General features: G+C 72.0%; 27 protein-coding genes. 19 read left to right on the plus strand and 8 right to left on the minus strand.

Annotated features, from left to right (window positions below; all coding sequences use genetic code 11):
- Window positions 1–23 precede the first annotated feature (23 nt).
- From ACZ4YL_RS24095 to ACZ4YL_RS24135, 9 genes are all read left to right on the plus strand, one after another.
- Complete coding sequence (locus ACZ4YL_RS24095) at window positions 24–467, plus strand: cupin domain-containing protein (protein WP_468119224.1); 444 nt, start codon at window positions 24–26, stop codon at window positions 465–467.
- Window positions 464–1735, plus strand: a complete 1272-nt coding sequence (locus ACZ4YL_RS24100; protein ID WP_468119226.1) for a beta-ketoacyl-[acyl-carrier-protein] synthase family protein — start codon at window positions 464–466, stop codon at window positions 1733–1735. Before ACZ4YL_RS24095 ends, ACZ4YL_RS24100 begins: the two co-directional genes overlap by 4 nt.
- Complete coding sequence (locus ACZ4YL_RS24105) at window positions 1732–2958, plus strand: beta-ketoacyl synthase N-terminal-like domain-containing protein (protein ID WP_468119227.1); 1227 nt, start codon at window positions 1732–1734, stop codon at window positions 2956–2958. Before ACZ4YL_RS24100 ends, ACZ4YL_RS24105 begins: the two co-directional genes overlap by 4 nt.
- Before the next feature lie 18 nt (window positions 2959–2976).
- On the plus strand, window positions 2977–3231 hold the full coding sequence (locus ACZ4YL_RS24110; RefSeq protein ID WP_030725715.1) for an acyl carrier protein: 255 nt from the start codon (window positions 2977–2979) through the stop codon (window positions 3229–3231).
- 1 nt (window position 3232) lies between these two features.
- The gene (locus ACZ4YL_RS24115) at window positions 3233–3712 is read left to right on the plus strand and encodes an SRPBCC family protein (protein ID WP_468119229.1); all 480 of its coding nucleotides are present in this window, start codon (window positions 3233–3235) and stop codon (window positions 3710–3712) included.
- 20 nt (window positions 3713–3732) lie between these two features.
- Window positions 3733–4074 (plus strand): TcmI family type II polyketide cyclase, encoded by a 342-nt coding sequence (locus tag ACZ4YL_RS24120; protein ID WP_030384553.1) that lies wholly within the window; start codon window positions 3733–3735, stop codon window positions 4072–4074.
- Window positions 4075–4233: 159 nt separating this feature from the next.
- On the plus strand, window positions 4234–4866 hold the full coding sequence (locus ACZ4YL_RS24125; protein WP_468119326.1) for an NADPH-dependent FMN reductase: 633 nt from the start codon (window positions 4234–4236) through the stop codon (window positions 4864–4866).
- A 66-nt stretch (window positions 4867–4932) separates the two neighbouring features.
- Window positions 4933–5850: a MurR/RpiR family transcriptional regulator gene (locus ACZ4YL_RS24130; protein ID WP_468119231.1), complete on the plus strand. Its 918-nt coding sequence runs from the start codon at window positions 4933–4935 to the stop codon at window positions 5848–5850.
- Between the two features lie 311 nt (window positions 5851–6161).
- Window positions 6162–6548, plus strand: coding sequence for a hypothetical protein (locus tag ACZ4YL_RS24135; RefSeq protein ID WP_468119233.1), 387 nt, complete (start codon window positions 6162–6164; stop codon window positions 6546–6548).
- 11 nt (window positions 6549–6559) lie between these two features.
- Here ACZ4YL_RS24135 and ACZ4YL_RS24140 read toward each other — a convergent pair whose 3' ends face one another.
- Both ACZ4YL_RS24140 and ACZ4YL_RS24145 read right to left on the minus strand, forming a co-directional pair.
- Window positions 6560–6943, minus strand: a complete 384-nt coding sequence (locus ACZ4YL_RS24140; RefSeq protein ID WP_373039895.1) for a toxin Doc — start codon at window positions 6941–6943, stop codon at window positions 6560–6562.
- Between the two features lie 68 nt (window positions 6944–7011).
- Window positions 7012–7878 (minus strand): S1 family peptidase, encoded by an 867-nt coding sequence (locus tag ACZ4YL_RS24145; RefSeq protein ID WP_468119235.1) that lies wholly within the window; start codon window positions 7876–7878, stop codon window positions 7012–7014.
- A gap of 229 nt (window positions 7879–8107) precedes the next feature.
- Here ACZ4YL_RS24145 and ACZ4YL_RS24150 point away from each other — a divergent pair, with 229 nt between their 5' ends.
- The 3 genes from ACZ4YL_RS24150 (at window position 8108) to ACZ4YL_RS24160 (ending at window position 9352) form a co-directional block, all read left to right on the plus strand.
- Window positions 8108–8614 (plus strand): hypothetical protein, encoded by a 507-nt coding sequence (locus tag ACZ4YL_RS24150; RefSeq protein ID WP_468119237.1) that lies wholly within the window; start codon window positions 8108–8110, stop codon window positions 8612–8614.
- Between the two features lie 36 nt (window positions 8615–8650).
- Window positions 8651–8899 carry a hypothetical protein gene (locus tag ACZ4YL_RS24155; RefSeq protein ID WP_301373347.1) on the plus strand — a complete coding sequence of 83 codons (249 nt, stop codon included), beginning with the start codon at window positions 8651–8653 and terminating at the stop codon, window positions 8897–8899.
- Between the two features lie 126 nt (window positions 8900–9025).
- Window positions 9026–9352 carry a hypothetical protein gene (locus ACZ4YL_RS24160; RefSeq protein ID WP_468119239.1) on the plus strand — a complete coding sequence of 109 codons (327 nt, stop codon included), beginning with the start codon at window positions 9026–9028 and terminating at the stop codon, window positions 9350–9352.
- A gap of 166 nt (window positions 9353–9518) precedes the next feature.
- On the opposite strand, the gene ACZ4YL_RS24165 is transcribed toward ACZ4YL_RS24160, so the two are convergent.
- Together ACZ4YL_RS24165 and ACZ4YL_RS24170 are read right to left on the minus strand one after the other, a co-directional pair.
- Window positions 9519–10550 carry a hypothetical protein gene (locus ACZ4YL_RS24165; RefSeq protein ID WP_468119241.1) on the minus strand — a complete coding sequence of 344 codons (1032 nt, stop codon included), beginning with the start codon at window positions 10548–10550 and terminating at the stop codon, window positions 9519–9521.
- 144 nt (window positions 10551–10694) lie between these two features.
- A complete protein-coding gene (locus tag ACZ4YL_RS24170) occupies window positions 10695–11597 on the minus strand; it encodes an oxidoreductase (RefSeq protein WP_468119243.1) in 903 nt (300 codons plus the stop codon).
- A gap of 112 nt (window positions 11598–11709) precedes the next feature.
- Between ACZ4YL_RS24170 and ACZ4YL_RS24175 the strand changes: the two genes are divergently transcribed.
- Window positions 11710–12693, plus strand: coding sequence for an ArsR/SmtB family transcription factor (locus ACZ4YL_RS24175; protein WP_468119327.1), 984 nt, complete (start codon window positions 11710–11712; stop codon window positions 12691–12693).
- A gap of 110 nt (window positions 12694–12803) precedes the next feature.
- Window positions 12804–13022 (plus strand): hypothetical protein, encoded by a 219-nt coding sequence (locus ACZ4YL_RS24180; RefSeq protein WP_468119245.1) that lies wholly within the window; start codon window positions 12804–12806, stop codon window positions 13020–13022.
- Here ACZ4YL_RS24180 and ACZ4YL_RS24185 read toward each other — a convergent pair.
- Window positions 13003–13278 carry an SHOCT domain-containing protein gene (locus ACZ4YL_RS24185; protein WP_468119246.1) on the minus strand — a complete coding sequence of 92 codons (276 nt, stop codon included), beginning with the start codon at window positions 13276–13278 and terminating at the stop codon, window positions 13003–13005. The two genes, ACZ4YL_RS24180 and ACZ4YL_RS24185, sit on opposite strands and share 20 nt — an antisense overlap.
- A gap of 297 nt (window positions 13279–13575) precedes the next feature.
- Here ACZ4YL_RS24185 and ACZ4YL_RS24190 point away from each other — a divergent pair, with 297 nt between their 5' ends.
- The 4 genes from ACZ4YL_RS24190 (at window position 13576) to ACZ4YL_RS24205 (ending at window position 18955) form a co-directional block, all read left to right on the plus strand.
- Window positions 13576–13950, plus strand: a complete 375-nt coding sequence (locus tag ACZ4YL_RS24190) for a hypothetical protein (RefSeq protein WP_389115120.1) — start codon at window positions 13576–13578, stop codon at window positions 13948–13950.
- 181 nt (window positions 13951–14131) lie between these two features.
- Window positions 14132–14497 (plus strand): ArsR/SmtB family transcription factor, encoded by a 366-nt coding sequence (locus ACZ4YL_RS24195; protein WP_468119329.1) that lies wholly within the window; start codon window positions 14132–14134, stop codon window positions 14495–14497.
- Window positions 14498–14598: 101 nt separating this feature from the next.
- Window positions 14599–18225, plus strand: a complete 3627-nt coding sequence (locus ACZ4YL_RS24200; protein ID WP_468119248.1) for a WD40 repeat domain-containing serine/threonine protein kinase — start codon at window positions 14599–14601, stop codon at window positions 18223–18225.
- Window positions 18226–18346: 121 nt separating this feature from the next.
- Window positions 18347–18955 carry a DUF6529 family protein gene (locus ACZ4YL_RS24205; protein WP_468119250.1) on the plus strand — a complete coding sequence of 203 codons (609 nt, stop codon included), beginning with the start codon at window positions 18347–18349 and terminating at the stop codon, window positions 18953–18955.
- 107 nt (window positions 18956–19062) lie between these two features.
- On the opposite strand, the gene ACZ4YL_RS24210 is transcribed toward ACZ4YL_RS24205, so the two are convergent.
- Genes ACZ4YL_RS24210 through ACZ4YL_RS24220 form a run of 3 tightly spaced genes read right to left on the minus strand, consistent with a single transcriptional unit; the run spans window position 19063 to window position 21449 of the window.
- Window positions 19063–19536 (minus strand): NUDIX hydrolase, encoded by a 474-nt coding sequence (locus tag ACZ4YL_RS24210; RefSeq protein WP_468119252.1) that lies wholly within the window; start codon window positions 19534–19536, stop codon window positions 19063–19065.
- A 45-nt stretch (window positions 19537–19581) separates the two neighbouring features.
- A complete protein-coding gene (locus ACZ4YL_RS24215; RefSeq protein ID WP_468119254.1) occupies window positions 19582–20247 on the minus strand; it encodes a response regulator in 666 nt (221 codons plus the stop codon).
- Window positions 20244–21449, minus strand: coding sequence for a sensor histidine kinase (locus ACZ4YL_RS24220; RefSeq protein ID WP_468119255.1), 1206 nt, complete (start codon window positions 21447–21449; stop codon window positions 20244–20246). The genes ACZ4YL_RS24215 and ACZ4YL_RS24220 overlap by 4 nt, the downstream gene beginning before the upstream one ends.
- 321 nt (window positions 21450–21770) lie before the next feature.
- Here ACZ4YL_RS24220 and ACZ4YL_RS24225 point away from each other — a divergent pair, with 321 nt between their 5' ends.
- The gene (locus ACZ4YL_RS24225) at window positions 21771–22916 is read left to right on the plus strand and encodes a hypothetical protein (protein ID WP_468119256.1); all 1146 of its coding nucleotides are present in this window, start codon (window positions 21771–21773) and stop codon (window positions 22914–22916) included.
- The last annotated feature ends 260 nt before the right edge of the window (window positions 22917–23176 follow it).

Below are 23176 nucleotides of genomic sequence, written 5' to 3' on the forward strand. Positions count from 1 at the left end.
CCCACACGCAGGAGGAACCCGCCATGACCCAACAGCGCCCACGCATCGTGGACCTCAGCGAGACACCCCCCAACCGTCGGCGCGGCGGCGACCTGAGGGCGGTGCTCACTCCGACCTCCGTGGGTTCCACCAGCGGCTTCATGGGCCTGGCGATCATGGCCCCCGGGGAGTCGATCGCGGAGCACTACCACCCGTACTCCGAGGAGTTCGTGTACGTGGTCAGCGGCCGCCTGGAGGTCGACCTCGACGGCGAGGCCCACCCGCTGCGCACCGACCAGGGACTCCTGGTTCCGCTCAACACGCGCCACCGCTTCCGGAACGTGGGGGACACCGAGGCCCGCATGGTCTTCCACCTCGGCCCGCTGGCCCCGCGCCCCGAGCTCGGCCACGTGGACACCGAGCAGGCCCCGCACCCGGACGGCACCGCGTGGGAGCAGCCTCCGGACCGTACGGGAGCGGTCTCGTGACCCGCCGGCGGGTGGCCGTCACCGGAGTCGGTGTCGTCGCGCCCGGCGGGATCGGCGTCCGCGACTTCTGGGACCTGCTCTCCAACGGCCGTACGGCGACACGCGGGATCAGCCTCTTCGACCCGGCCGGGTTCCGCTCCCGGATAGCCGCCGAGGTCGACTTCGACCCCGCCGCGCACGGCCTCGAACCCGGCGAGGCGGACCGGGCCGACCGCTACATCCAGTTCGCCCTGGTGGCCGCCCGGGAGGCGGTGAAGGACGCGGGCCTCGACCTCACCACGGACGAGGCCTGGCGGACCGGAGTCTCCCTCGGCACGGCCGTCGGCGGCACCACCCGGCTGGAGCACGACTACGTGGCCGTCAGCCAGTCCGGATCCTGGTGGGACGTGGACCACAAGCGGGCCGGCCCGTTCCTGCACCGGGCGTTCACCCCCGCCACCCTCGCCTCCGCCGTGGCGGAGCAGACAGGTGCGCGGGGCCCGGTCCAGACGGTCTCCACCGGCTGCACCTCGGGACTCGACGCCATCGGGTACGCCGTGCACTCCATCGCGGAGGGCCGGATGGACGTGTGCATCGCGGGCGCCTCCGACTCACCCATATCGCCGATCACCGTGGCCTGCTTCGACGCCATCAAGGCGACCTCGCCGAACAACGACGACCCGGCCCACGCCTCCCGGCCGTTCGACGCCGACCGGGACGGGTTCGTCCTCGGCGAAGGCGGAGCCGTCCTCGTACTCGAAGAGCTGGAACACGCCCGCGCCCGCGGTGCGACCGTCTACTGCGAGATCGGCGGCTACGCCACCTTCGGCAACGCCCACCACATGACCGGGCTGACCGCCGAGGGCCTGGAGATGGCCCGGGCCATCGAAACCGCCCTCGCCGAGGCCGGCGTCGCCCCCGACGAGATCGACTACGTCAACGCGCACGGCTCCGGCACCAAGCAGAACGACCGCCACGAGACCGCGGCGGTCAAGCGGGTCCTGGGCGACCACGCCTACAAGACGCCGATGACCTCCATCAAGTCCATGGTGGGGCACTCCCTCGGCGCGATCGGCGCCATCGAACTCGCGGCCTGCGTACTCGCCATGACCCACCAGGTGGTACCGCCGACGGCGAACTACGAGACGCCCGACCCCGAGTGCGACCTGGACTACGTACCCCGCGTCGCCCGCGGCCGGAAGCTGCGCAGCGTGCTCTCGGTGGGCAGCGGCTTCGGCGGATTCCAGTCCGCCGTGGTCATGACCCGGCCGAAGGAGGAGGTCTCGTGACCAGCCGTACGGTCATCACGGGCATCGGAGTCGTCGCGCCCAACGGCGTGGGCGCCGACGCCTTCTGGAAGGCGACCCAGTCCGGACTCAGCGTGCTGGACCGGGTCACCAGGGCGGGCTGCGAGCACCTGCCGCTGCGCGTCGCGGGCGAGGTCCGGGGCTTCGACCCCGGCGCCATGGTCGAGGACCGCTTCCTCGTCCAGACCGACCGCTTCACCCACCACGCCCTCGCCGCGGCCGACCTCGCCCTGGAGGACGCCCGGCTCGGCCGGGCCGACTACGAGGGCGACCCCTTCTCCGTGGGCGTCGTCACCGCCGCCGGATCCGGCGGCGGCGAGTTCGGCCAGCGCGAGCTCCAGCACCTCTGGGAGCAGGGGCCGCGCTTCGTGGGCCCGTACCAGTCGATCGCCTGGTTCTACGCGGCGAGCACCGGCCAGATCTCCATCCGGCGCGGGCTGAAGGGCCCTTGCGGGGTCGTGGCCAGCGACGAGGCGGGCGGACTGGACGCCTTCGCGCACGCCGTCCGCGGGATCCGCCAGGGCAGCCGGGCCATGCTGGTCGGGGCGACGGAGGCGCCGCTGGCGCCGTACTCCATCGTCTGCCAGCTGGAGTACGAGGGGCTGAGCACGGGGGAGGACCCCGAGCGTGCCTACCGGCCGTTCACCGACAAGGCCTGCGGATTCGTCCCCGCCGAGGGCGGCGCGATGTTCGTCGTCGAAGACGAGGACGAGGCCCGCCGCCGCGGCGCCACCGTACGGGCCGTCCTGGCCGGCCACGCCGCGACCTTCACCGGCACCCGGCGACGGGACACGTCCGGCGAGGGGCTGGCCCACGCCATCCGCGGCGCCCTGCGGGAAGCCGGCTGCGCGCCCGAGGAGATCGACGTGGTCTTCGCCGACGCCATCGGGACCCCGGAGGCCGACGCGGCCGAGGCGGCCGCCATCGCCGACGCCCTCGGCGCGTACGGGCGGAAGGTGCCGGTCACGGCGCCCAAGTCCGGTACGGGCAGGGCGTACTGCGCGGCGCCCGCCCTCGACACCGCGGCCGCGGCCTTGGCCCTGGAGCACGGCATCGTCCCGCCGACCCCGAACGTCTACGACGTGTGCCACGACCTCGACGTGGTGACCGGCAGCGCCCGCGCGGCGGAGCTGCGCACCGCGCTGGTGCTCAGCCGCGGCCGGATGGGGTCGAACTCCGCGCTGGTCGTCCGCAAGGGCTCGTAGGAAGAAGGGAGAACCAAGATGTCCGACCGGCTGACCCTGGAGGAACTGGCGGCCCTCATGAAGAAGGCCGGCATCACCGTCGATCCCACCGAGCTGGCGAGCCGCCCGCACTCCGCGTTCGACGAGTACGGCCTCGATTCGCTGGGCCTGCTCGGGATCGTCGGCGAACTGGAGAACCGGCGGGGGCGGGCACTGCCCACCCACGCCGACCGCTGCAAGACCCCCGGGGAATTCCTCGACCTCGTCAACCACAGTCTGATGACAGGAGCCTGACATGCCAGGACACACCGAGAACGAGATCACCGTCAACGCGCCCGTGGACGTCGTATGGGAGATGACCAACGATCTCCCCGGCTGGCCGCAGCTGTTCAGCGAGTACGCCTCACTCGAAATCATCGAGGAGAAGGGCGACACCACCCGCTTCCGCCTGACCATGCACCCCGACGAGAACGGCAAGGTGTGGAGCTGGGTCTCGGAGCGGACCGTCGACCGCAAGCGCCTCACGGTCCGTGCCCGGCGCGTGGAGACCGGCCCGTTCGCGCACATGGACATCCACTGGCAGTACTTCAAGGTGCCCGGTGGCACCCGGATGAAGTGGACCCAGGACTTCGCGATGAAGCCGGACGCCCCCGTCGACGACGCGTGGATGACCGACAACATCAACCGCAACTCCCCGATCCAGATGGCGCTCATCCGGGACAAGATCGAGAAGCGCCAGCGCGAGGGCCGTGCCCCCGCCGTCAGCCGAGTCTGAGACGAAAGGCAAGCACCCGGATGAACCAGACGCACCGCGCTCTCATCGTCGCCCGGATGGCGCCGGGATCGGCGCCGGACATCGCCGACCTCTTCGCGGGCTCGGACGCGGGTGAACTCCCGCACCTGGTAGGGGTCACGCGCCGCAGCCTGTTCCAGTTCGGCGACGTCTACCTGCACCTCATCGAGTCGGACCGGCCGCCCGGCCCGGCCATCGCGAAGGTCACCGAGCACCCGGAGTTCCGGGACCTCAGCGACCGGCTGACCGCCTACATCAGCCCCCACAACCCGGACACCTGGCGCAGCCCGAAGGACGCCATGGCCCACGAGTTCTACCGCTGGGAGAACCCCGGCGCGAAGTGACCCGCGGCCCGGACGGGACCCGCACACCGAAGTGTGCGGGTCCCGCCGCGTGTGGCCGATCGCACGAGAGCAGGAGGAGACGGCATGAACCCGACCGACACCGACCACTTCCCGGCGGATCCGGGCCGTCCGCACGACGGCGATCCCGCACGTGCCTCCCTGCACGTACTCGTCCTGTCCGGTTCCTCCCGCACCGGATCGGTCAACGCCCGCCTCGGCACCCTGGTCGCCGCCCTGGTGTCCCGGGCCGGCGCCACCGCAGAGGCCGCCACGCTCGGCGACTTCCCGATGCCCCCGTACGACGGCGACGCGGAGGCCGACGAGGGACTGCCCGAAGGAGCCCTGGCCCTGCGTGCCCGGATCGAGGCCGCGCAGGCGCTGATCATCGCCTCCCCCGAGTACAACGCCTCCGTACCGGGCGTGCTCAAGAACGCCATCGACTGGGTCTCCCGCTACCGCCCGCAGCCCTTCAAGGACAAGCAGACCCTGCTGGTGTCGGCCTCGCCCTCGATGGTCGGCGGCAACCGCGGGCTCTGGGCCCTGCGCGTACCGCTGGAACACCTCGGCGCGCGCGTCTACCCGGACATGTTCAGCCTGGCGGGCGCGCACCAGGCGTTCACCGAGGACGGCGCCCTCACCGACGGGGGCCTCGGCGAGCGCCTCACCAGTACGATCGGCTCCTTCCTCGACCTCGTCGAGGCCGACACCCGCTACGTGTGCCTGCAGCGCCGCTGGTACGAGTTCCTGGGCGACCGCACCGACGCCCCCGTGACTTCGCGCGCCCAGGACTGATCATCATCGGCCACAGGGGGTGAGCTATGTTGGAGCGCGAGTGACATGAGTTAGGGAGGCCCTCGAGTGTCATCGGGGCAGCAGGCACGCGCACAAGCGGCTGCGATCACACCAGGGGGTCAGTCGTCCGAAGAGGTCCGTCCTCCGGCCGACCGGCTCCTCGCGCTCTTCGACGGACGCCGCCTGTCACCGGGCCAGCGCCGCATCGCCCAGTACCTGATCGACCACCTCACCGAGGCCGCGTTCCTCTCGATCACCGAACTGGCCGAGCGGGTGGGCGTGAGCCAGCCCTCCGTGACCCGCTTCGCCGCCTCCCTCGGCTTCAGCGGCTACCCTGCCCTGCGTGACGTGCTGCAGCCGATCGCGCTCAGCGCCGTCGCCGGCGCCCCGGACACCCGCGCGCAGATCCGCCGCAACGAGCTGCAGGAAGCCGTCGACGCCGAGATCGAGAACCTGGAGAACGTCCGCAGGCTGCTCGCCGACACCGACCAGGTGCTGGACATCGGCCGCGAGCTGGCCGCCTCGGTGCCGCTGACCGTTCTCGGCCTGCGCATCTCGGTCTCGCTCGCGGAGTACTTCGCGTACGCGGCCCGGCGCATCCACCCCGACGTACGCCTGGTGACCCGCGGCGGCAGCGTCGCCTTCGACGCGTTGCTGCAGTCCAGGGCGGCCGGCGGGACCTGGGTGCTCGCCTTCGCCATGCCGCGGCACGCCAAGGAGACCCTGGCCGCCATCCGCGCCGCCCGCAGTACGGGGCTGCGTGTGGTCCTGATCACGGACCCCACCCTGGGGCCGCTGGTGGACGAGGCGGACGTGGCCCTGACGGCGGGGACCGGATCCCGGCTGGTCTTCGACTCGTACGCGGCGCCCGGAATGCTGTCCGCGGCCCTGTTGCAGGCGATGGCCGACGCGGACCCGGAGCGGACCCAGGCCCGTCTGGAGAGCTACGAGCACGTGGCCGACCAGCACGGCTTCTTCCTGTAGCCCGTTCCGGCCCCGGTTCACCAGGCGATATTCAGCCCTTGAGGTGCATGAAATTTTTCATACCCTTGCTTACTCGACGGTATATATGTTTACTGACGACGGCGCTCCGGATCCACCAGATGCCAAGGAGGACCCCCATGTCCTCCCGAACGTACTCGCGGTACGACGAACCTCCTCAGGTCGCGACCGCGTGTCGGGTCCAGGCTTTGGATCCCCGCAGAGCGCCCATGGCGGCCTCGGTCAACCCCTGGGCCGAGGCCGCCCCTCAGAACGTCTCGATCAGAGTTCGACACCACTCGGAAGTGACGAGAATGCCTCAGACGGCCACGTTTACCCTCAGCCCTGACTGGCCCATGCAGGTCAAGGCGCCCGGTACGCACGACTGGGAGCGCACGGCCACACGCTGGCTGCGGGATCTGCTCCCGGCCCGCTACGGCGGCTACCTGACGCTCACCCGCCACCACGCGCTCCTGGCCCGGCACGTCCAGCTCCAGCTGCAGCACGAGATGCGCGCGGTGCGGGCGGCCCTGCAGACCAGCCGCGCCGAGCTGCCCACCCTGGGCATCGCCGAGTCGGTCATCGAGAACTCGATCAGGATGTACGCCATCGAGCTGGAGCAGCTGGGACGGCTCGCCCGCGGCGCACGCCTGGTGTCCGACGCGCTCCTCGTCGGCACCCCCGCCCAGCGCAGGCGCTGAACCGCGGCGCCCTACACCGTCTGGGTCGGCTGCCAGGAGCGGAGCCGGGCGGCCACGTCGAAGACGGTGGCGCGCAGCATGCGGATGTCGGTGATGAGGTCGCGCCACTGTTCGTAGGTGGCGTCCACCGCCTTGCCGGAGGCCTCGATGTACGCGACGGCGACCCCGTAGGCGAAGTACTCGTTGGAGTCGGGGAGCGGCCGGAGCAGCACGATCGCGTCGAGCAGGGCGGCCGCCCGCCAGTAGGCGTCGGGGTCGTCCACTTCCAGGCTGGGGGTGTTCACCCGGTGCCGGGCCACGGCGGCGACCAGGGCGGAGTGGTCGGCCACCGCCACGTCCTTGAACAGCGCCTCCTGCCGCTCCAGCAGCCAGCGGTGATCGATGTGCAGTTCCACGCCTCCGAGTATCCCCGCCCGGGGCCCGGCCGTGGGGCTTTTCCGGTCGGGCGGGGATGCGCGCGGGATTACGGCTTGGGGAGCACGCAGCCGGGGCGGTTCAGATCGATCTTGTTTCCGGGCGCTATGCAGGGGACGACGATGTACGTCTGCTGCGCGTAGTTGATGCCCTGGCGGACCGTCACGTTGCCGTTCTGGTCGACCTCGCACGGGTTGTTGTCCGTGCAGCGGGCGCCGTCCTCGTTGCCCGTGTTGTTGACGGCGACGACCTTGCCGGTCGCCGTGTCGACAACCGGTGACCCGGAGGTGCCGCCGATGGTGTTGCAGGCGGAGGTGTAGCGGACCGAGTCCTTCCAGGTCCAGGCGCCCTCCTTGAGGCGGTAGGCGAAGCCGTCCACGTTGCAGCTGTAGATCCGCTTCCAGTAGCCCGAGACCACCTTGATCGCCGAGCCCTGGGCCGGGCGTGCGCCGTCGAGTGTCAGCGCGGTGATGCCGTACTGGCTCTGGATCTGGGCGTAGGTCCGGGTCAGCTGGTAGATCGAGATGTCGGTGTCGGTCATCGTCGCGTACGCGATCTTGCTCGCGCGGAGCGTGCCGACCTTCGATCCGGCCGAGTTGAGCAGCGAGAACGAGCGGCTGGACGGGCGGTCCTTGACGACCTCGCCGGCCGCCGGGAAGCCCGACTCCAGGCAGTGCCCGTTGGACAGGACCAGCGCGAGGTCGTTCGGCTGGGAGCCGGGCGCGCGGACGACGGAACCGGAACAGTTGCTGAGGGCCACGGTGCCCGCGAAGTCGACCGCGACGGCGGTGGCTTCGGAGGCGGCGGGTGGGGCGGTGGCGGGGGCGGTGGGTGCGGTGGGCGCGGCCACGGCGGGGGTGACCGCCGCTCCCAGCAGGAGCAGGGAGAGTAAGGCGCCGGTGAGAGGCTTGTTCATGTGGGGGTTCCCCTCTGATGACAATGCGACCGAAGATCCTCCGGTTGTCATGTGCATTGTTGGGACCTCGGCTGCAAGTCGCAAGACCGCGTGGCGAGTTGACGCGGGTGCCGGGGGAGTGGTCCCGGACGGCGCAGAGTGCACCGATAACGGTCCGCGCACGGGTGTTCCGCACCGGTGGCTTTGCCTCCTACGGTCGGTGCAGCACAGTTCCGGACCAGGAGGCAACGTGAAGCGCGAGATCGACATCGACCAGCTGGTGACGGCGATGAAGGCGGTCGACGAGGCGGGGCGGCTCTTCGAAGAGGCGCGCGCCGTGTACGAGGCGCGCGGCCTCAAGAGGATCAGCGACGACTTCAAAGTGGCGGGCGGCTCGGTCCAGACGCTGCAGGGCGCCGAGGAGATGGCCCTCGGGGCCCGCAAGTACCTCGCCGAGCTCGCGCTGATCGCCGGCTACGCGGCCGCCGGCCTTGAGGCGCGTGCGGGAGAGAGACCGGAGACCGCCCGGGCCGGCTTCCCCGGCATCTCGGGCGGCGGTGCCCGCATGGGCCGCCCGCTGCTCGATCCGACCCTGGAGGGACTGAGGCTGCTGCTGGCCGTCGACTTCTTCGAGCCCGCCTTCAAGACCGCGATCGAGGAAGTCGTACAGGCCGAGAAGGCCACCTACCCCGACCCCTCCACGTTCCGCATCCCCACGCGCGCCGACCGTGCCGCCACGGCCGGCCACACCCCCTGAGGTGCCGGGCCGGGCCGACGGGGCGAGGCTGGGGGTATGCATCATGCACCCGTCGTCGTGCACCGGATCTTCCCGTCGGGGGGCCGGCAGGTGACCTTGCGGACCTCGAACGGAGAGGAGTCCCTGGGCCTGGCCCGCTCGGACGAGGACGTCATCGAGTTCCTGCGCCGGGCCGGCATGCCGGACCCCGACGACGTGGTCCTCGGCGGCGCCGAGCTGCTGGACTGGGAGTGGGACACCCCCCACGTGTACGAGGCCGACCCGCCGACCGACGACCTCCCCTGAAGGGTGTTGCAGGCCGGAGCGGTGTCCGCCTGCGGTTCCACCCTGCCCGGGGCGAGGTGGTGCGGCGGCGCGGCCCGGTCCCACCCGGACTCACCGCCGTGAACCATGACGATGTTGGATAGCGGCATGGCGAGACGCAAGAAGGAGAAGGGGAAGCGCCCCGCCTTCGGCATTCCGAAGGGGATCGTCCTGTTGGCCACGCCGGAGGGCTGGCGCATCAGCGTCCTCACCGTGGACCCCGGAATGCTCTGCGGGCGCCTGGACGTGCCGATCGGCACCGGCCCACAGGACGCGCGGGACGCGGCGGCGGTGATGGTGACGGAACTCGCGAGCGACTTCCACGACACCGAGGTGGAGGTGAGCTGGGACCCGCCCCAGGAGCCCTGGTCATGGACCGCCCGAGTCACCCTCGCCGCTGGAAGCGACCCTGCTTCGCCGGGGACCGGGGGGTGATCCCCGGTATCGGCGGGTGGTGGCAGGACACGGCGCGGAAGCCGAGTACCGGACGGGGGAGGTACCGGAGGAACCCGCCGAAGAGTGGTAGAGCAGCACCGTCGGCATCGCGGACGCACACGGCGAGCCGGTGGCCCGTCGGCGGGGATCCGGCCGGCCGCGGACGTCACTCCGTGCCGGCACCCGTCCGGCAGACGGGACGCGTCCGAAGCCAGTACGAGCGGGCCGCGACGGTCAGGGCGATGCCGTAAACGGCGAAGGCGGCCATCCCGATCCAGCCGACCAGCAGCGCGTCGCCCGAGGAGTGGAAGTCGCCGCGCCGCATCGTCACCACCCCGGCCGTGGCCAGGGCCAGGTATCCGACCCCCAGAACGCCGTACGGGGCGAGCGTGGCAGCACCGAGCAGAGCCGGGGTGAGCGGGAGCCAGCGCGGCACCCGCCGGCCGCGCAGGAACAGCGTCCAGCGCGGGAAGACCTGCCCCCACGGGCGGACCAGGCCCCACAGCAGGAAAACGCCGAGCGCGGCCAGCAGCGCGGTGGGGTCCAGGCCCCAGGACTCCAGCGTGAGGAAGATCCCCGAGGCGCCGTTTCGTTCCGAGACCGCGAGCGTCTCCTCACCGGTGATCCCCGCGAACGTCCCGCCGGACGCCCAGACCAGCTTCATCGCCGCGTACGGGACAAAGGCCAGCGTCCCTGCCCAGGCGGCGAGTCGGAGGCGCTGCGGTGCAGCGGACGGCGCCCGTACGGCAGTACCGGCGGGCAGGCGGTCGGACCGGGCCGTTGCCGCGAGCAGGACCGCCCCGACCGCCGCGAGGGCCTTGTTCGCAGCGGAGGCCCGGCTGTCCACCCCCTGACCGAGCATCAGCGTGATCACATCCATCAGCAGGCTGAACGCGGTGATCCCCGCCAGCCCGCACAGCACCCGGAGCAGCACCCGCAACGGTGGCAGCAGCCCGTACCGCACCACCGCTCCGCCGGCCGACGCCGCCGGCGCACCCAGCGCCACGACCGCCCAACCCAGTCCGGGGATCCCCGAACCACCCCCGTGGTAGGGCAACGGGGTCCCGCTCAGCGCGCACGCCAGGCCGAAGCCGGCATACAGCACCCCCCACAGCATCGTTGCCCAGGCCACCCAGCGCGGCCATCGCTGCCACCAGGCGCTCCAGAGCGCCTTCATCGTCCGTTCGACACCGGTCATGTTCTGAACGTCGCACCGACCGGGGCGGGGTGGCGTCGGCCGCCGGAACGATCTCCCTCCCCCGGCCGGGGGAGCGACCTCCGAGCGGGATCCCGGACCGCCGTGCACGACACGCGCCGGCCTGCCGTCCCGCACGACGCACCGTCAGCTGTGGTGCACCGCCTCCAGGACGGCCAGATCCTCCTCCGACAGGCGCAGGGACCCGGCGGCCACGTTCGCGTCCAGGTGATCCGGGTCGCCCGTGCCGGGAATGGCCAGTACGTGCGGTCCCCGCCGGAGCGTCCACGCCAGCCGTACCTGCGCCGGGCTCGCGCCGTGCGCCCGGGCGACGGCACGCACCTCCTCGCGCTCGGCTCCGCTCGCGCCCGCCTGCCGACCGGTCCCCGCGATGGAGTAGAAGGGCACGAACGCGATGCCCTGCTCACCGCAGGTGCGCACGAACCCGTCGTGCTCGGGCCGCACCCCGATCCCGTACATGTTCTGCACGCAGACCACCGGCGCGATGGCCCGGGCCTCGGCGAGGTGCTCGGGGGTGACGTTGGAGATGCCGATGTGGCGGATGAGGCCCGCGTCGCGGAGGTCGGCCAGCGCGCCGAAGCGCTCGGCGATGGAATCGGTCCCGACGATGCGCAGGTTCACCACGTCGAGGTGGTCGCGGCCGAGCTGGCGCAGGTTCTCCTCGACCTGGCCGCGCAGCAGCTCCGGGGTGGCGTGTTCGAGCCAGGCGCCGGACGGGTCCCGGCCCGGACCGACCTTGGTGGTGATCACGAGGTCCTCCGGGTAGGGGGCCAGCGCCGTGTTGATCAGCTCGTTGGCGGAGCGCAGCGGCGAGAAGTAGAACGCGGCGGTGTCGATGTGGTTCACCCCGAGCTCGACCGCCCGGCGCAGCACGCCGATCGCCTGGCCGCGGTCCCGGGGCACGGCGTCGTCGGCGAACGCCTCGCCGGTCTGTGTCAGGCGCATCGCGCCGAATCCGATCCGGTTGATCTTCAGATCGCCGAGGTTCCAGGTGCCCGCGGCGTCCGCGGTCATCGTCTGTGAGGTCATGCCCGGATGATCCCCACCCGGTAGGCTGCCAGGCCATTGATTAAGGCATGACTGAATCGTTGGAGTGACCGTGCTGGCGGAACTGGCATTCTCCGTGAGCGATCTCGCGCAGATGCGGTTCGCCGTCTCACCGATGTGGGAGGTCGGGCCCAGCTACCGGCTGCTGGCCTCCGGGGCCACGTCCCCCGTACACCGGCCCTGGACCGGGCAGGTGAGGCCACGGCTGGCGGCCGCCGGCCTCGACCGGGGCTGGCTGGCCGAACTGATCCCGCCCTCGGGGTACGTACCCGACTTCCTCAACCCGGCGCCCACCGGTCCGGCTCCTTCCCTGACGGAGGAACTGGCCAGGATCCAGGCCACGCCCGCCTCCCGGGTCCGCCACGAACTCGACCGCCTGCGACAGGAGCAGGGGCGCCTCGGCCCGCGCACGCGGACCTTGTACGCCGACCCGCGGGCCCGCCTCGTCCGGGTCGCGGAAGAGATCGGGACCTACTGGGAGCTGGCCCTGGCGCCCTACTGGGCACGGATCCGAGCAGTACTGGACGCCGATGTCTTCCACCGGGCCCGGCAGGCCGCCGAGCACGGCGCGGGCCGCCTCTTCAACGACCTCCACCCCTCGGTGAGCTGGGGCGACAACGCGCTCCGGCTGTCCCGCCGGCATCGGCCCCTGTCCCGCGGAACGGCGGGTGCCGGGCTGCTGCTGATCCCCTCGGTCTTCATCGAACCGGTCCCCTTCACCCGGGTGACGCCCCCGGAACCGCCGCAACTCGCCTATCCGGCGCGCGGCACCGGCTCCCTGTGGGAACCTCGGCCCGCCGGCAGGACCGAGGCTCTGGCCGCCGTGCTCGGCCGCTCCCGCACCCGGCTGCTGACCGAACTGGAAACCCCGGCCTCCACCACCGAACTGGCCCGCCGTACGGGGCTCTCGGCCGCCGGAGTGTCCCAGTACCTGACCGCGCTGCGCGCAGCGGGCCTGGTCAGTGCCCACCGGGCCGGCCGCTCCGTGCTCTACGCCCGCACCGCCGTCGCCGAGGCCCTCCTCGCTGCCTGCGCTCCGGGCGTGGAGCGGGGACGATCACAGGGAGGGGCACCATGAGCGTGCGCCGGTGGAGGCCGGATCACAGCCCTGCGCGCGCCGGCGCAGGCGCCGGACGGAACCGGTGGGTTCACCTTCGACGTCGGCATCTTCGGGCTGCCGGTCGCGCGTTGGGCTACCGGTTCGAACCGGAGGGCGAGCGCACGAGCGTCACGGAGACCTGGCGGGACCTGCGCACCGGCCGGGGCTCCCGCCTGACCGCGCCGCTCGGCACGGTGTTCGCCGGCACCGGCCCGGACCGGCGCATCGCGGTCAACCGCGCCGGGATGCGCACGGCCCTGGACCGTCTTGCGGCGGGCTTCGGCGGAGTCACGCGGCACCGTCCTTGAGGGACCGGCCGAACTGCTCGTCCAGGACGGACAGCCGCCGCCAGTACTCGTCCTCGTCGATCTCCCCGGTGGCGAAGCGCCGCCCCAGGATCGCGATCGGCGACCGCTCACCGTACGCCGCCGCCCCGCGGCGCCCGCGCCAGACGGTACGGCGCAGCACGGTGACGACACCGGCGACGACCGCCGCCCAGATCAGCGGAAGGAACAGGACCCAGGGCCCGGGCCCGTCGTAGGCGAGGGTGGTGAAGGTATCCATCTCGATTCATCTCCTCGGAAGCACGGACGTTTCGTCTCACCCCGAGGCTCCTCGGAAAACGCCCTCTGGTCGTCGTACGGCCGGCTGCACCCCGGGTACTTCCGCGGGAGTACCCGGGGTGCAGCCGTGCGAGCCGGTACGTGTGGGACAGCAGAGGGCAATGCGCACATTTCACGCAATCCCCCGTTCCCCGTACGCCGCCACGCACGCTCGGTAGCGTCGGGATCACAAGCAGTCCGGTGATGGCAGGCACTGAGCACCGGGCGGAGTCCGTAGAAGGCAAGGGAGCGAATGCCGATGGCGAACGTTGAGGTCTCTTTGAAGGAGACGATGACGTCGATCGAGGGCGCGATGGGAGCCGCGTTGGTGGACTACACCAGCGGTATGGCGCTGGGGACCCTCGGCGGTGGCAAGGATCTTGACCTCACGGTCGCCGCCGCGGGCAACACGGACGTGATCCGGGCGAAGGTCCGCACGATGGAGATGCTGGGCCTGAAGGACGAGATCGAGGACGTCCTGATCACCCTCGGCGGCCAGTACCACCTGATCCGGCTGCTCAAGGGCCGGGGTCACGGCGGACTGTTCCTGTACGTCGTACTGGACAAGTCCCAGTCCAACCTGGCCATGGCCCGTCACCAGCTCAAGCGCATCGAGGCCGCTCTGGAGCTCTGAGTCCTGCATTCTCGCGCCCACGCATGCCCACGAGTTGAAGAATTCTTCAATCCGGCACATCTGAAACAGGTAATCCCCGGGCGTGCGTGGGCCCTTCCGTACGAATGTATGGGTGGTCGGCCGACTGGAAGCCCCGCGCCCCCAAGCAAGGTCTGAAGCAACAGCAGGAGCACTCATGGGAATGCAGGTCCCCCTCTACCAGGCGAAGGCCGAGTTCTTCCGCATGCTCGGACACCCCGTCCGCATCCGCGTCCTGGAACTCCTGCAGAACGGCCCCGTACCCGTACGCGACCTGCTGGCCGCGATCGACGTCGAGGCATCGAACCTCTCCCAGCAGTTGGCGGTCCTGCGCCGATCCGGCATCGTCGTTTCCATCCGCGACGGAGCGACCGTCAGCTACGCCCTCGCCGGCGGCGACGTGGCCGACCTCCTGCGCGCGGCGCGCCGCATCCTGACCGAGCTCCTGACGGGTCAGAGCGAACTCCTTGCCGAACTGAAGCAGTTGGGGCCGCAGTCGGACTGCCCGGACAAGGTCATCGGCCGCTGACACCGGCCGGTCTAGCCTCTGGACCACGGGCCCCTACCCGGTCGCCGCATCGCTTGGTACCCTCCGCGCGCGCACCGGGGGACGCTGAACCAGGGGGAAGAATGGCCGAGTTGCTCACCAATGAGGATCCGGAACGGATTGCCGGGTACTGGCTCGCCGCCCGGCTCGGCGCGGGTGGCCAAGGGACGGTGTACGAGGGCTACGACGAGGCCGGGCAGCGCGTCGCCGTCAAGGTGCTGCGCCCGGAACTCGTCGCCCGCCCCGACATCGCCGGCCGGTTCGCCAAGGAGGTGCTCGCCGCGCAGCGCGTGGAGTCCTTCTGCACCGCACGGGTCCTGGAGAGCGGAACCGACGGCGAACGACCCTACATCGTCAGCGAGTTCGTCCCCGGGCGAGATCTGCGCAAGGCCGTCCGCGACTCGGGCCCGCTCACCGGCGACGCGCTGGTGCGGCTGGCCACCGGGGCCGCCACCGCCCTGGCCGCCATCCACCGCGCGGGTGTCGTCCACCGCGACCTCAAACCGGACAACATCCTCCTCGGCCCCGACGGCCCCCGCGTCATCGACTTCGGCATCGCCCGCACCGCGGACATGTCGCTCACCGATACCGGACACCTGATGGGCACACCGGGCTACATGGCCCCCGAGGTGCTCACCGGACGCCGCGCCGACGGTGCCGCCGACGTCTTCGCCTGGGGAGCGGTGATGCTGTTCGCGGCCACCGGACGCGATCCCTTCCGTGGCGAGAACATCGGCGAGGTCGTCGTACGGGTCACCGAACACCACCCGGACCTCACCCCCTTGCCTCCCGCGCTGCGCGAACTGGTCGGTGAGGCCCTGGCCAAGGCTCCGGCGGACCGCCCCACCGCCACCGGGCTCCTGCTCAGGATGCTGGGCGGACCGGCCGACGCGGCCGACGCGGCCCTGCTCGCCGCCGGGCGGGAGAACGCCGGTCGCCTGCGCGACGCCACCGCCGACGCGGCCGAGCCCGCCCTCGGCGCCGCCGCGGAGACGACGTACCAGCGCCTGCCGGAACCGGTCCGGCAGGCCGTACGGGAGATCACGCTCCGCCTGATCGTCCCCGGCGCCGCCACCGACGGCTCCCAGGACACCCTCCGCACCGCCGCCACCGCGGAATGGCTCGACGGCCGCCCGTACGAGGAACGCAGGGCGCTGCGTGACGCGTTCGACTCCCTCGCCGTCGCCCGGCTCCTCGTCCTGGAGGACGACACCGCACGCCTCGCCTCCCTCGGCCTGCTGCGCGCCTGGCCGCGGTTGCGCGACTGGGTGGACCGCGACCGCGAAGCCCTGCTCCTGCTGCGCTGGCTCACCGCGGCCGCCGGGCACTGGGACGGGCAGGGCCGGCGGGCCGAGGACCTCCCGGCCGGCAACGCCCCGGAGGCGGCCCGCGCCTGCGTCGCCGGGGCGCCGGGCTGGCACCGCGCGAGCCGACTGGAGGGCGCGTTCCTGGAGGCGTGCCGCCAGGCGGCCGCAGCACGCCGGAGGCGTACCCGGCGGCTGCGCGCGGGAGCGGCGGCCCTGCTGTCCCTCGCGCTCGTGGCGGGCCTGGTCGCCTGGCAGCAGAAGAGCGTCAGCGACGAACGGGCCCGCCAGGCGTCCGCCCGTACGATGGCCTCCATCGCCGAGAGCCTGCGCACCTCGGACCCCGAAATGGCCGCCCTGCTGAGCGTCGCGGCCTGGCGGATCGCCCCGGTCGACGACGCACGGGCCGCCCTGTACGGATCCCTGGGCCAGGACGAGCGGGGCGTCGCCAACAACCTCGCCCGGGTCTCGACCGGTTACTACGACGACCACGCGGACTTCCTGCTCGACGGCCGGACCCTGGCCGTACTCGACGCCCAGACGAGCGTGGAGATCTGGGACGTGGTCAGCGGCAAGCGCACGGGCCGGGCCGACCTGCCCCCGGGCACCCCCGACCTGCCGGCCGCCGTGGACCCCGCAGGGACCTTGGCCGCGCAGCCGATGAGCCACGGGGTCCGGCTGATCGACCTCAGGACCGGCAAGGCCGGCGCGCTGCTCCTGCCGGACAGCCCGACGCCCAAGGTCCTCGCGATGGCCCGGGAGGCCACCTGGGTCGTGATCAGTACCACCGGTCCCGACGAGGTGGTCCTCGTCGACGGCCGCTCCGGCCGGGCGGTGCTGCGCCCAGCGGTGAGCACCGCCGACGCCCTGTCCCCGGACGGTGCGACCTACGCCTACTGCCCGCCGGGCAGGCCCGTTCAGCTGTACTCGACGGCCACCGGGCGGACGGCCGAACTGCGCCGGGAGTCCCCTTATCCCACGATCACCTGTGAGACCGGCCAGAGCCTGGCCTTCAGCACGGACGGCAAGCGCCTGATCCACACCGGAACCGGACGCACCTCCACCCTGTGGGACGTAGCCTCGCGCACCGCCGTACGCGAGTTCGGCGCGGATTCGGTCGCGGCCCTCAGCCCGGACGGGGCGCTCGCCGTGGAGATCACCGGGACCCAGCTGAAGTTGTGGGCCGACACCGGGACCTCGACCTCGTCCGTCCTGCTCGGCTATCCCCGGCTGGACACGGACGGCCGGGCCATGAACCTGTCCGTCGCCTTCGACGCGGACAGCCGGCTGCTGCGGTACGTGGCCAGGGACCGCCAGGTCCGTTCGCTGGACCTGACGTACGGACTCCAGGACGCGGCCGCCAAGGCGAACGTCCACGAGGCGGTCTTCGCCCCGGACGCGGCAACACTCGCGACCGTGGGAGCCACGGACAGCGACGCGGAGGACCGCTTCCGGCTGTGGAGCACCGCCGACGGCCAGGAACGCAGGCTGCCGCACCACCCCGTCATGCCGACCATCCCGGACTCCTACGACGAGGACGACGACGGCTCGTCCGCCTACTCCCGCGATGGGAGGCTCCTCGCCACGGCCTCCTGGCACGAGGACCGCAAGCAGCGGGTGACGGTGTGGGACACCCGCGAGAACCGGCTGCGCACGGAGCTCACCCTGCCCGAACCCGTCATCTCCATCAGGGGGTTCGCGTTCACCCCCGACGGCACCCGGCTGGCCGTCGCGGTCACCGGGCACGACGGGTCCGGCCCCGTCACGCGCGCCCTGCAGATGTGGGACATCGGGTCCGGCCGCAAGGAGTACGAGATCGCCGACGCCGGCGCGGCCAACCTCGCGATCAGCCCCGACGGCTCCCTCCTGGTCACCTCCGCGGGGGAGCGCGTGGACCTCGCCACCCGGGCCGTCGAGCGCGGTGTCCTCGGCCCCGGTGTCATCCAGGACCTGGAGTTCAGCGGCGACGGCTCGGTGCTGGCGGTGAGTCTCCTGCAGGGCACGGTCACGCTGTGGGACGGCGACGGACGCCGCCGCCTGGGAGGCCTGTCGAGTACGGCGGCCACCCGCGGCGACGACTTCGGCGGGCGGGTGGCGGGGCTGCGGTTCTCCCGCGACGGCAAGACCCTGGCCGCGATCGTCGGCGACAGCCGGGTCCAGCTGTGGGACGTACCCGCCCGGCGCCGCCTCGGCGATCCGCTGCGCGGGTCCGCCGGACTGCTGCGTGCCCTCGCCTTCGACTCCCGGGGGCGGCTGCACGTCTCGTCCTCGAAGCACCCGCACCGTGTCTTCGACCTCGAACCGAAGACCGTGGCGCGGGCACTGTGCGAGCGGGTCGGCTGGGACCTCACCCCCGCGCAGTGGGAGCAGAACGTGCCCGACCTGCCCTACCGCTCGGTCTGCTGACGCCCGGCACGCCGACGAGGAGTCGAGCTCGCTACGGCCGCGTCGGCCGCCGTCTGCCGCACCGGGCGAGTACAAGGGATGGCGAACCGCAAACCCTCAGCGTTCCGAGACGAGGAGCACCATGTCGCACGCCCGGCCTGCTTTGCGCCGCCCGGAAGCCGGGCTCGCTCTCGCACTGGCGTTCGCGACTGCCGCCGCGGTCTTCGTCACCGTCTTCCTGGTCGGCCGGGCGAACACGCCGGACTACACCGCGACACTGTTCGGCCAGGCGGACACCGATGCCGTGCGTCTCAAGGCACAGCTCGCCACCGGCGTCCTGGCGCTGGGCGTCCTCCAGCTGCTGCTGGCGCTGTGGATGTACGGCCGGCTGCCCGGGGTGCGACAGGTGCCGGGCCCGGTGCCGATCACCCACCGGATCGCCGGGGTGCTCCTGTTCGCCCTCACCGTCCCGATCACGGTGCACTGCATCCAGGCGTACGGCGTGCAGCTGAACGGCTCGCGTGCGGCAGTGCACTCGATCGCGGGCTGCTTCTTCTACGGGGCCTTCGCCGCCAAGGTCCTGCTGGTGCGGAGCCGGCGCCTGCCGGGCTGGGCCCTGCCGTTGGCGGGGGGCGCGCTGGTGGTCGTGGTGGTGGTCCTCTGGTACACGAGTGCGCTGTGGTACTTCAACGGAAACAGCGTGCCGGTGCTGTCGCTCGGACACCACCACCTGCCACCGGGACAGATGTGACGATCGGACAGTGACGGCTGCCGGGCGCGAAGCTCTTCACCCGCAATGACGGGTGAGTCCGTCGAAGCCGCTCTCACAGGGCCCCGGCGTCCCTGACGCGTGGCGCGTCAACGCGCCAGGTCGCGCCAAGGGCCGCCCGGTACCAGGGCGCGGAGAACGGACGTCAAGGACGGCGGCTCGATTCGATCCGGCAACGTGTTCAGGTCGGACCACTTGACCCAGGCGTGTCCGTGGAAGTCGGCCTGCTCATCGGGGAGGAGACCGGCCGGACTCAACGGGGGCCGTTCCTCGGCGAAATGGGCCACGAAGAAATCCTCCGGCCCGGCATACCGCTTCCCGTTCCACCGGATGTCACGCGGGACCGACACGGACCGGTCACGGACCGCAGCGGGGTCCAGGCCGGTCTCCTCCGCCAGTTCCCGCCGGGCCGCGGTCAGCGGTGTCTCGCCCGGTTCGATACCGCCGCCGGGCGGCTCCCAGAGCATCACACCGTCGAACGGATCACGCCAGTGGAGCAGGAGCAGGCGCTGGGCGGCATCCAGGCAGATCACCCGCACGGCGGGCCGATGTGACGTCTCCACAGCCTTGACCCTACTTGACCACGCCATGACCAACACGGAGAACGTTCAGCCGAGCCAGCCGGGGCGGACCAGGCCGGATTCATAGGCCAGGACGACCAGCTGGGCGCGGTCGCGGGCGCCCAGTTTCACCATGGTGCGGCTGACGTGCGTCTTCGCGGTGAGGGGGCTGACGACCAGGCGGCGGGCGATCTCCTCGTTGGACAGGCCCATGCCCACCAGGGCCATCACTTCCCTCTCCCGGTCGGTGAGCCGGCCCAGCCCGGCCGCCGAGGCGGGCTGTTTCGAGCGGGCCGCGAACTCGGCGATCAGCCGGCGGGTGACACCGGGGGACAGGAGGGCGTCGCCAGCGACCACCGCCCGGACCGCCCGCAGCAGTTCCTCCGGCTCGGTGTCCTTGACCAGGAAGCCGGAGGCGCCCGACCGGATCGCCTCGAAGACGTACTCGTCGAGCTCGAAGGTGGTGAGCATGACCACCCGCACGGCGGACAGGGACCCGTCCTCGCCGATCAGGCGGGTCGCGGCGAGTCCGTCCAGCACCGGCATCCGGATGTCCATGAGCACGACGTCGGGGCGCAGCTCCCGGACCAGCCGTACGGCCTCGTCGCCGTCGGCGGCCTCGCCCGCCACCTCGATGTCGGGCTGGGCGTCGAGCAGTGCCCGGAACCCGGCCCGGACGAGCAGTTGGTCGTCGGCGAGCAGTACGCGGATCACAGGTCCTCCTCGAACGCGTCGGCCTTCGGCGGGAGCACGGCGATCACCCGGAAGCCGCCGTCCGGCCGTGGACCGGCCTCGACGGTGCCGCCCAGCGCCGAGGCCCGCTCGCGCATCCCGACCAGCCCGTTACCGCTGCCGCCCGGGGTGCCGCCCGTGGCCGGGCCGTCGTCGTCCACCCGTAGTTCGAGGGCGTGCGGCTGCCAGCTGAGGCGGATACGGGCGGTGCGCGACCCGGAGTGGCGCATCACATTGGTCAGTGCCTCCTGCAGGATGCGGAAGGCGGCGAGATCCACGCCGGGGGGCAGCGCCCCGGCCTCCCCCTCGGCCGAGACCTCCACGGTCAGCCCGGCCGCCGCGGCCTGCTCCACGAGCTCGGGGAGGCGGTCCAGACCGGGCGCGGGGGAGCGCGGTGCCTCGCCGGGGGAGCGCAGGGTGTCGAGGACCTGCCGGACCTCGCCCAGCGCCTCCTTGCTCGCCGCCTTGATGGTGGCGAGCGCCGTACGGGCCTGCTCGGGATCGGAGTCGAGCAGGGCCAGTCCGACGCCCGCCTGGACATTGATCACCGAGATGCTGTGGGCGAGGACGTCGTGCAGTTCCCGCGCGATCCGCAGCCGCTCCTCGTCCACCCGGCGCCTCTCGGCCGCCGCCCGCTCGGCCCGTTCCCGGGCCCACTGCTCCCGGCGGACGCGCACCAGCTCCGCGAGGGCGAGCACCACGAGCACCCATGCGGTGACGCCCACCTCCTGCGTCCAGGACGTCGGGCCGTTCCCGGCCGGCGGGAGCCACAGGTAGAGCCAGTGCCCGATGAGCAGGTGCCCGGCCCAGAACAGGCCGACGGCGCCCCAGGCGGCCCGGCGGTGCCCGGCGACGACGGCGGCGAAGCAGGCCAGGGCGAGACTGAGGAACACCGGGCCGTACGGGTATCCGGCACCCACATAGACCAGCGTGACGATGCTGACCCCGTACGCCACGGCCACCGGGTACCGGTGCCGCACCACGAGCAGGGCGGGCCCGATCAGCAGCAGGAGCCGGGCGAAGCCGTCCAGCGCCACCCGCCCGCTCTGCGCATGCGCGGCCCACCCCGCGCCGATCTGCGCGAAGACGGCCACGAGCAGCGCCGAGCGCCAGGCCGGGCCCCGCCCGGTCCGCTCCACCCACCGCCGCCACGGGGGACCCGGGCGCTCACGCAGCTCTTCCATACAGCCACGCTAGACGGCGTCCGCCGTCACCCGCGTCACCCCCGCGTAGCGTTTCAGGCGTACTCCCCACGTAGTACCCGTACCCGACTTTTCGGCCGCGCGGACGACGGCCCGACCGGTGGCGAGGTGTGATCGACACCTGGTGGTGGAGGCGGGCGGATCAGGCTAGGTTGCACGGAAGCGGAGGCCGCCGGGGGCATCCGCCCCCGGCATCCGCCGGTTGCCCCACTGCCGTAAATTGTCCAACGGCTCGCCGGGTAAGGCCGGGCAAAAGGTACGAGTTGGGGCAGGTGTGGGCAGGACATGGCGCGACGCGGACGTATGGAAGCGGACCGAGGTGCCACTTCCGCCGCGCCCGCGGTGCCGGGCTCCGAGATAGCCGCGGCGGCCGACGGCGGGAGCGCGGCCCGGGGCTGGCTCCGGCTGGGACGGGACGGGCGGCTCACCGCCTACGCGAGCTGCTCCGAAGGCCTGGTGCGCTGGACCGAGTCCGCGCCCGGCTCCGACGTCTGGCAGGGCCCCGAGTTGTTCCCCGTCGAAGGATGGGCGGGCCGGTTCACGCTCGCCCAGGACTCCAACGGGTTCGTCTGGTTCGCCGGCACTCGCCACCGGGACGGGGCGCCGGGCGGCCGCGAGCTGATCATCGCCACCCAGTACCAGACCGGCCGCCCGCTCGCCGAGTGGCGCGCGGTGGGCAACCCGTTCCCGGAACGCGAGCGGGACGGTGGGGAGCCCTTGCCTGCGCCGGGAGATCCGATCTTGCTCCCGGACGGCGCCGGGTCGCTCCACCTCCTCACCACCCGGTTCGGCGTGGGAGTCTGGGGCCGATCCCGGCACGGCGACGGTAAATGGGGCGACTGGGTCGACTATCAGGGTAAGTGGGCCCGTGAGGCTGTCGTTTCCCTGGTGACGGCCCAGGGTCGGGCCGAATTCCTGGCCCCCTTCCGGGGTGGGGCCTCGTACTGGGGTCAGGACGCGCCGGGAAGCGCCTTCAGGTGGCTCGGGCGCGTCGAGGCCGATTCCGTCGAGGGAACGTACAGCGCCTACGAGACGGGCCCCGGCACCGGCACCTACTTCTGGCGCCACCCGGCGGACGGCGGCGTCATCGCCTACCGCCCGCAGGCCCCCGCCGGCGTGTCGCCCGCGCTCATGCCGCTGGGCGGCGCGGGCGGCGTCGGCCCGGTGGACGTCAGCCGTACGCGCATCGGCGGGTACGACTGCACCGTCCTGCTGCAGCGGGGGGCCGAGGGCTACCCGGAGATCGCCGCCTACCCGACGGAGGGCGAGCAGTACGGCACTTGGTGGGCCCCCGTCGGAGACCGGTGCGCGGGGCTGCCGGCCATCTCGCTCGACGCCCGCGGCTCGGTCGCGATCGCGATGATCGACATGGACGGCGGACTGCTCATCGCCCGGCAGGATCAGACGGACCCGGGCCTGGCATTCGGTCCGTGGTGTCGGGTGGGGTGATCCACCTCACCTCAACACCCGTGCTGTGGCGATTGAAGCAATGCTTCCGTGTGCCGCACCCTGGGTGCAGGCGGAGTTGACCTCCCCCGCAGGCGCGGAGGGGCTCTGCTCATTCGCAGGTGTGAAGCTTTGAGGGTGTGAACCGCTCGTGAATACTTGCTCGCCATTAAGTGATTGCCCTACGCTGCCCAGGCGCTGTCAAAGCCGTATAAGTGTGCGGTCGGGGGGCAGCGGGGGCGGGTCGAGGGTTCGGGGAGCGG

The organism is Streptomyces sp. NPDC030021, from assembly GCF_055574035.1.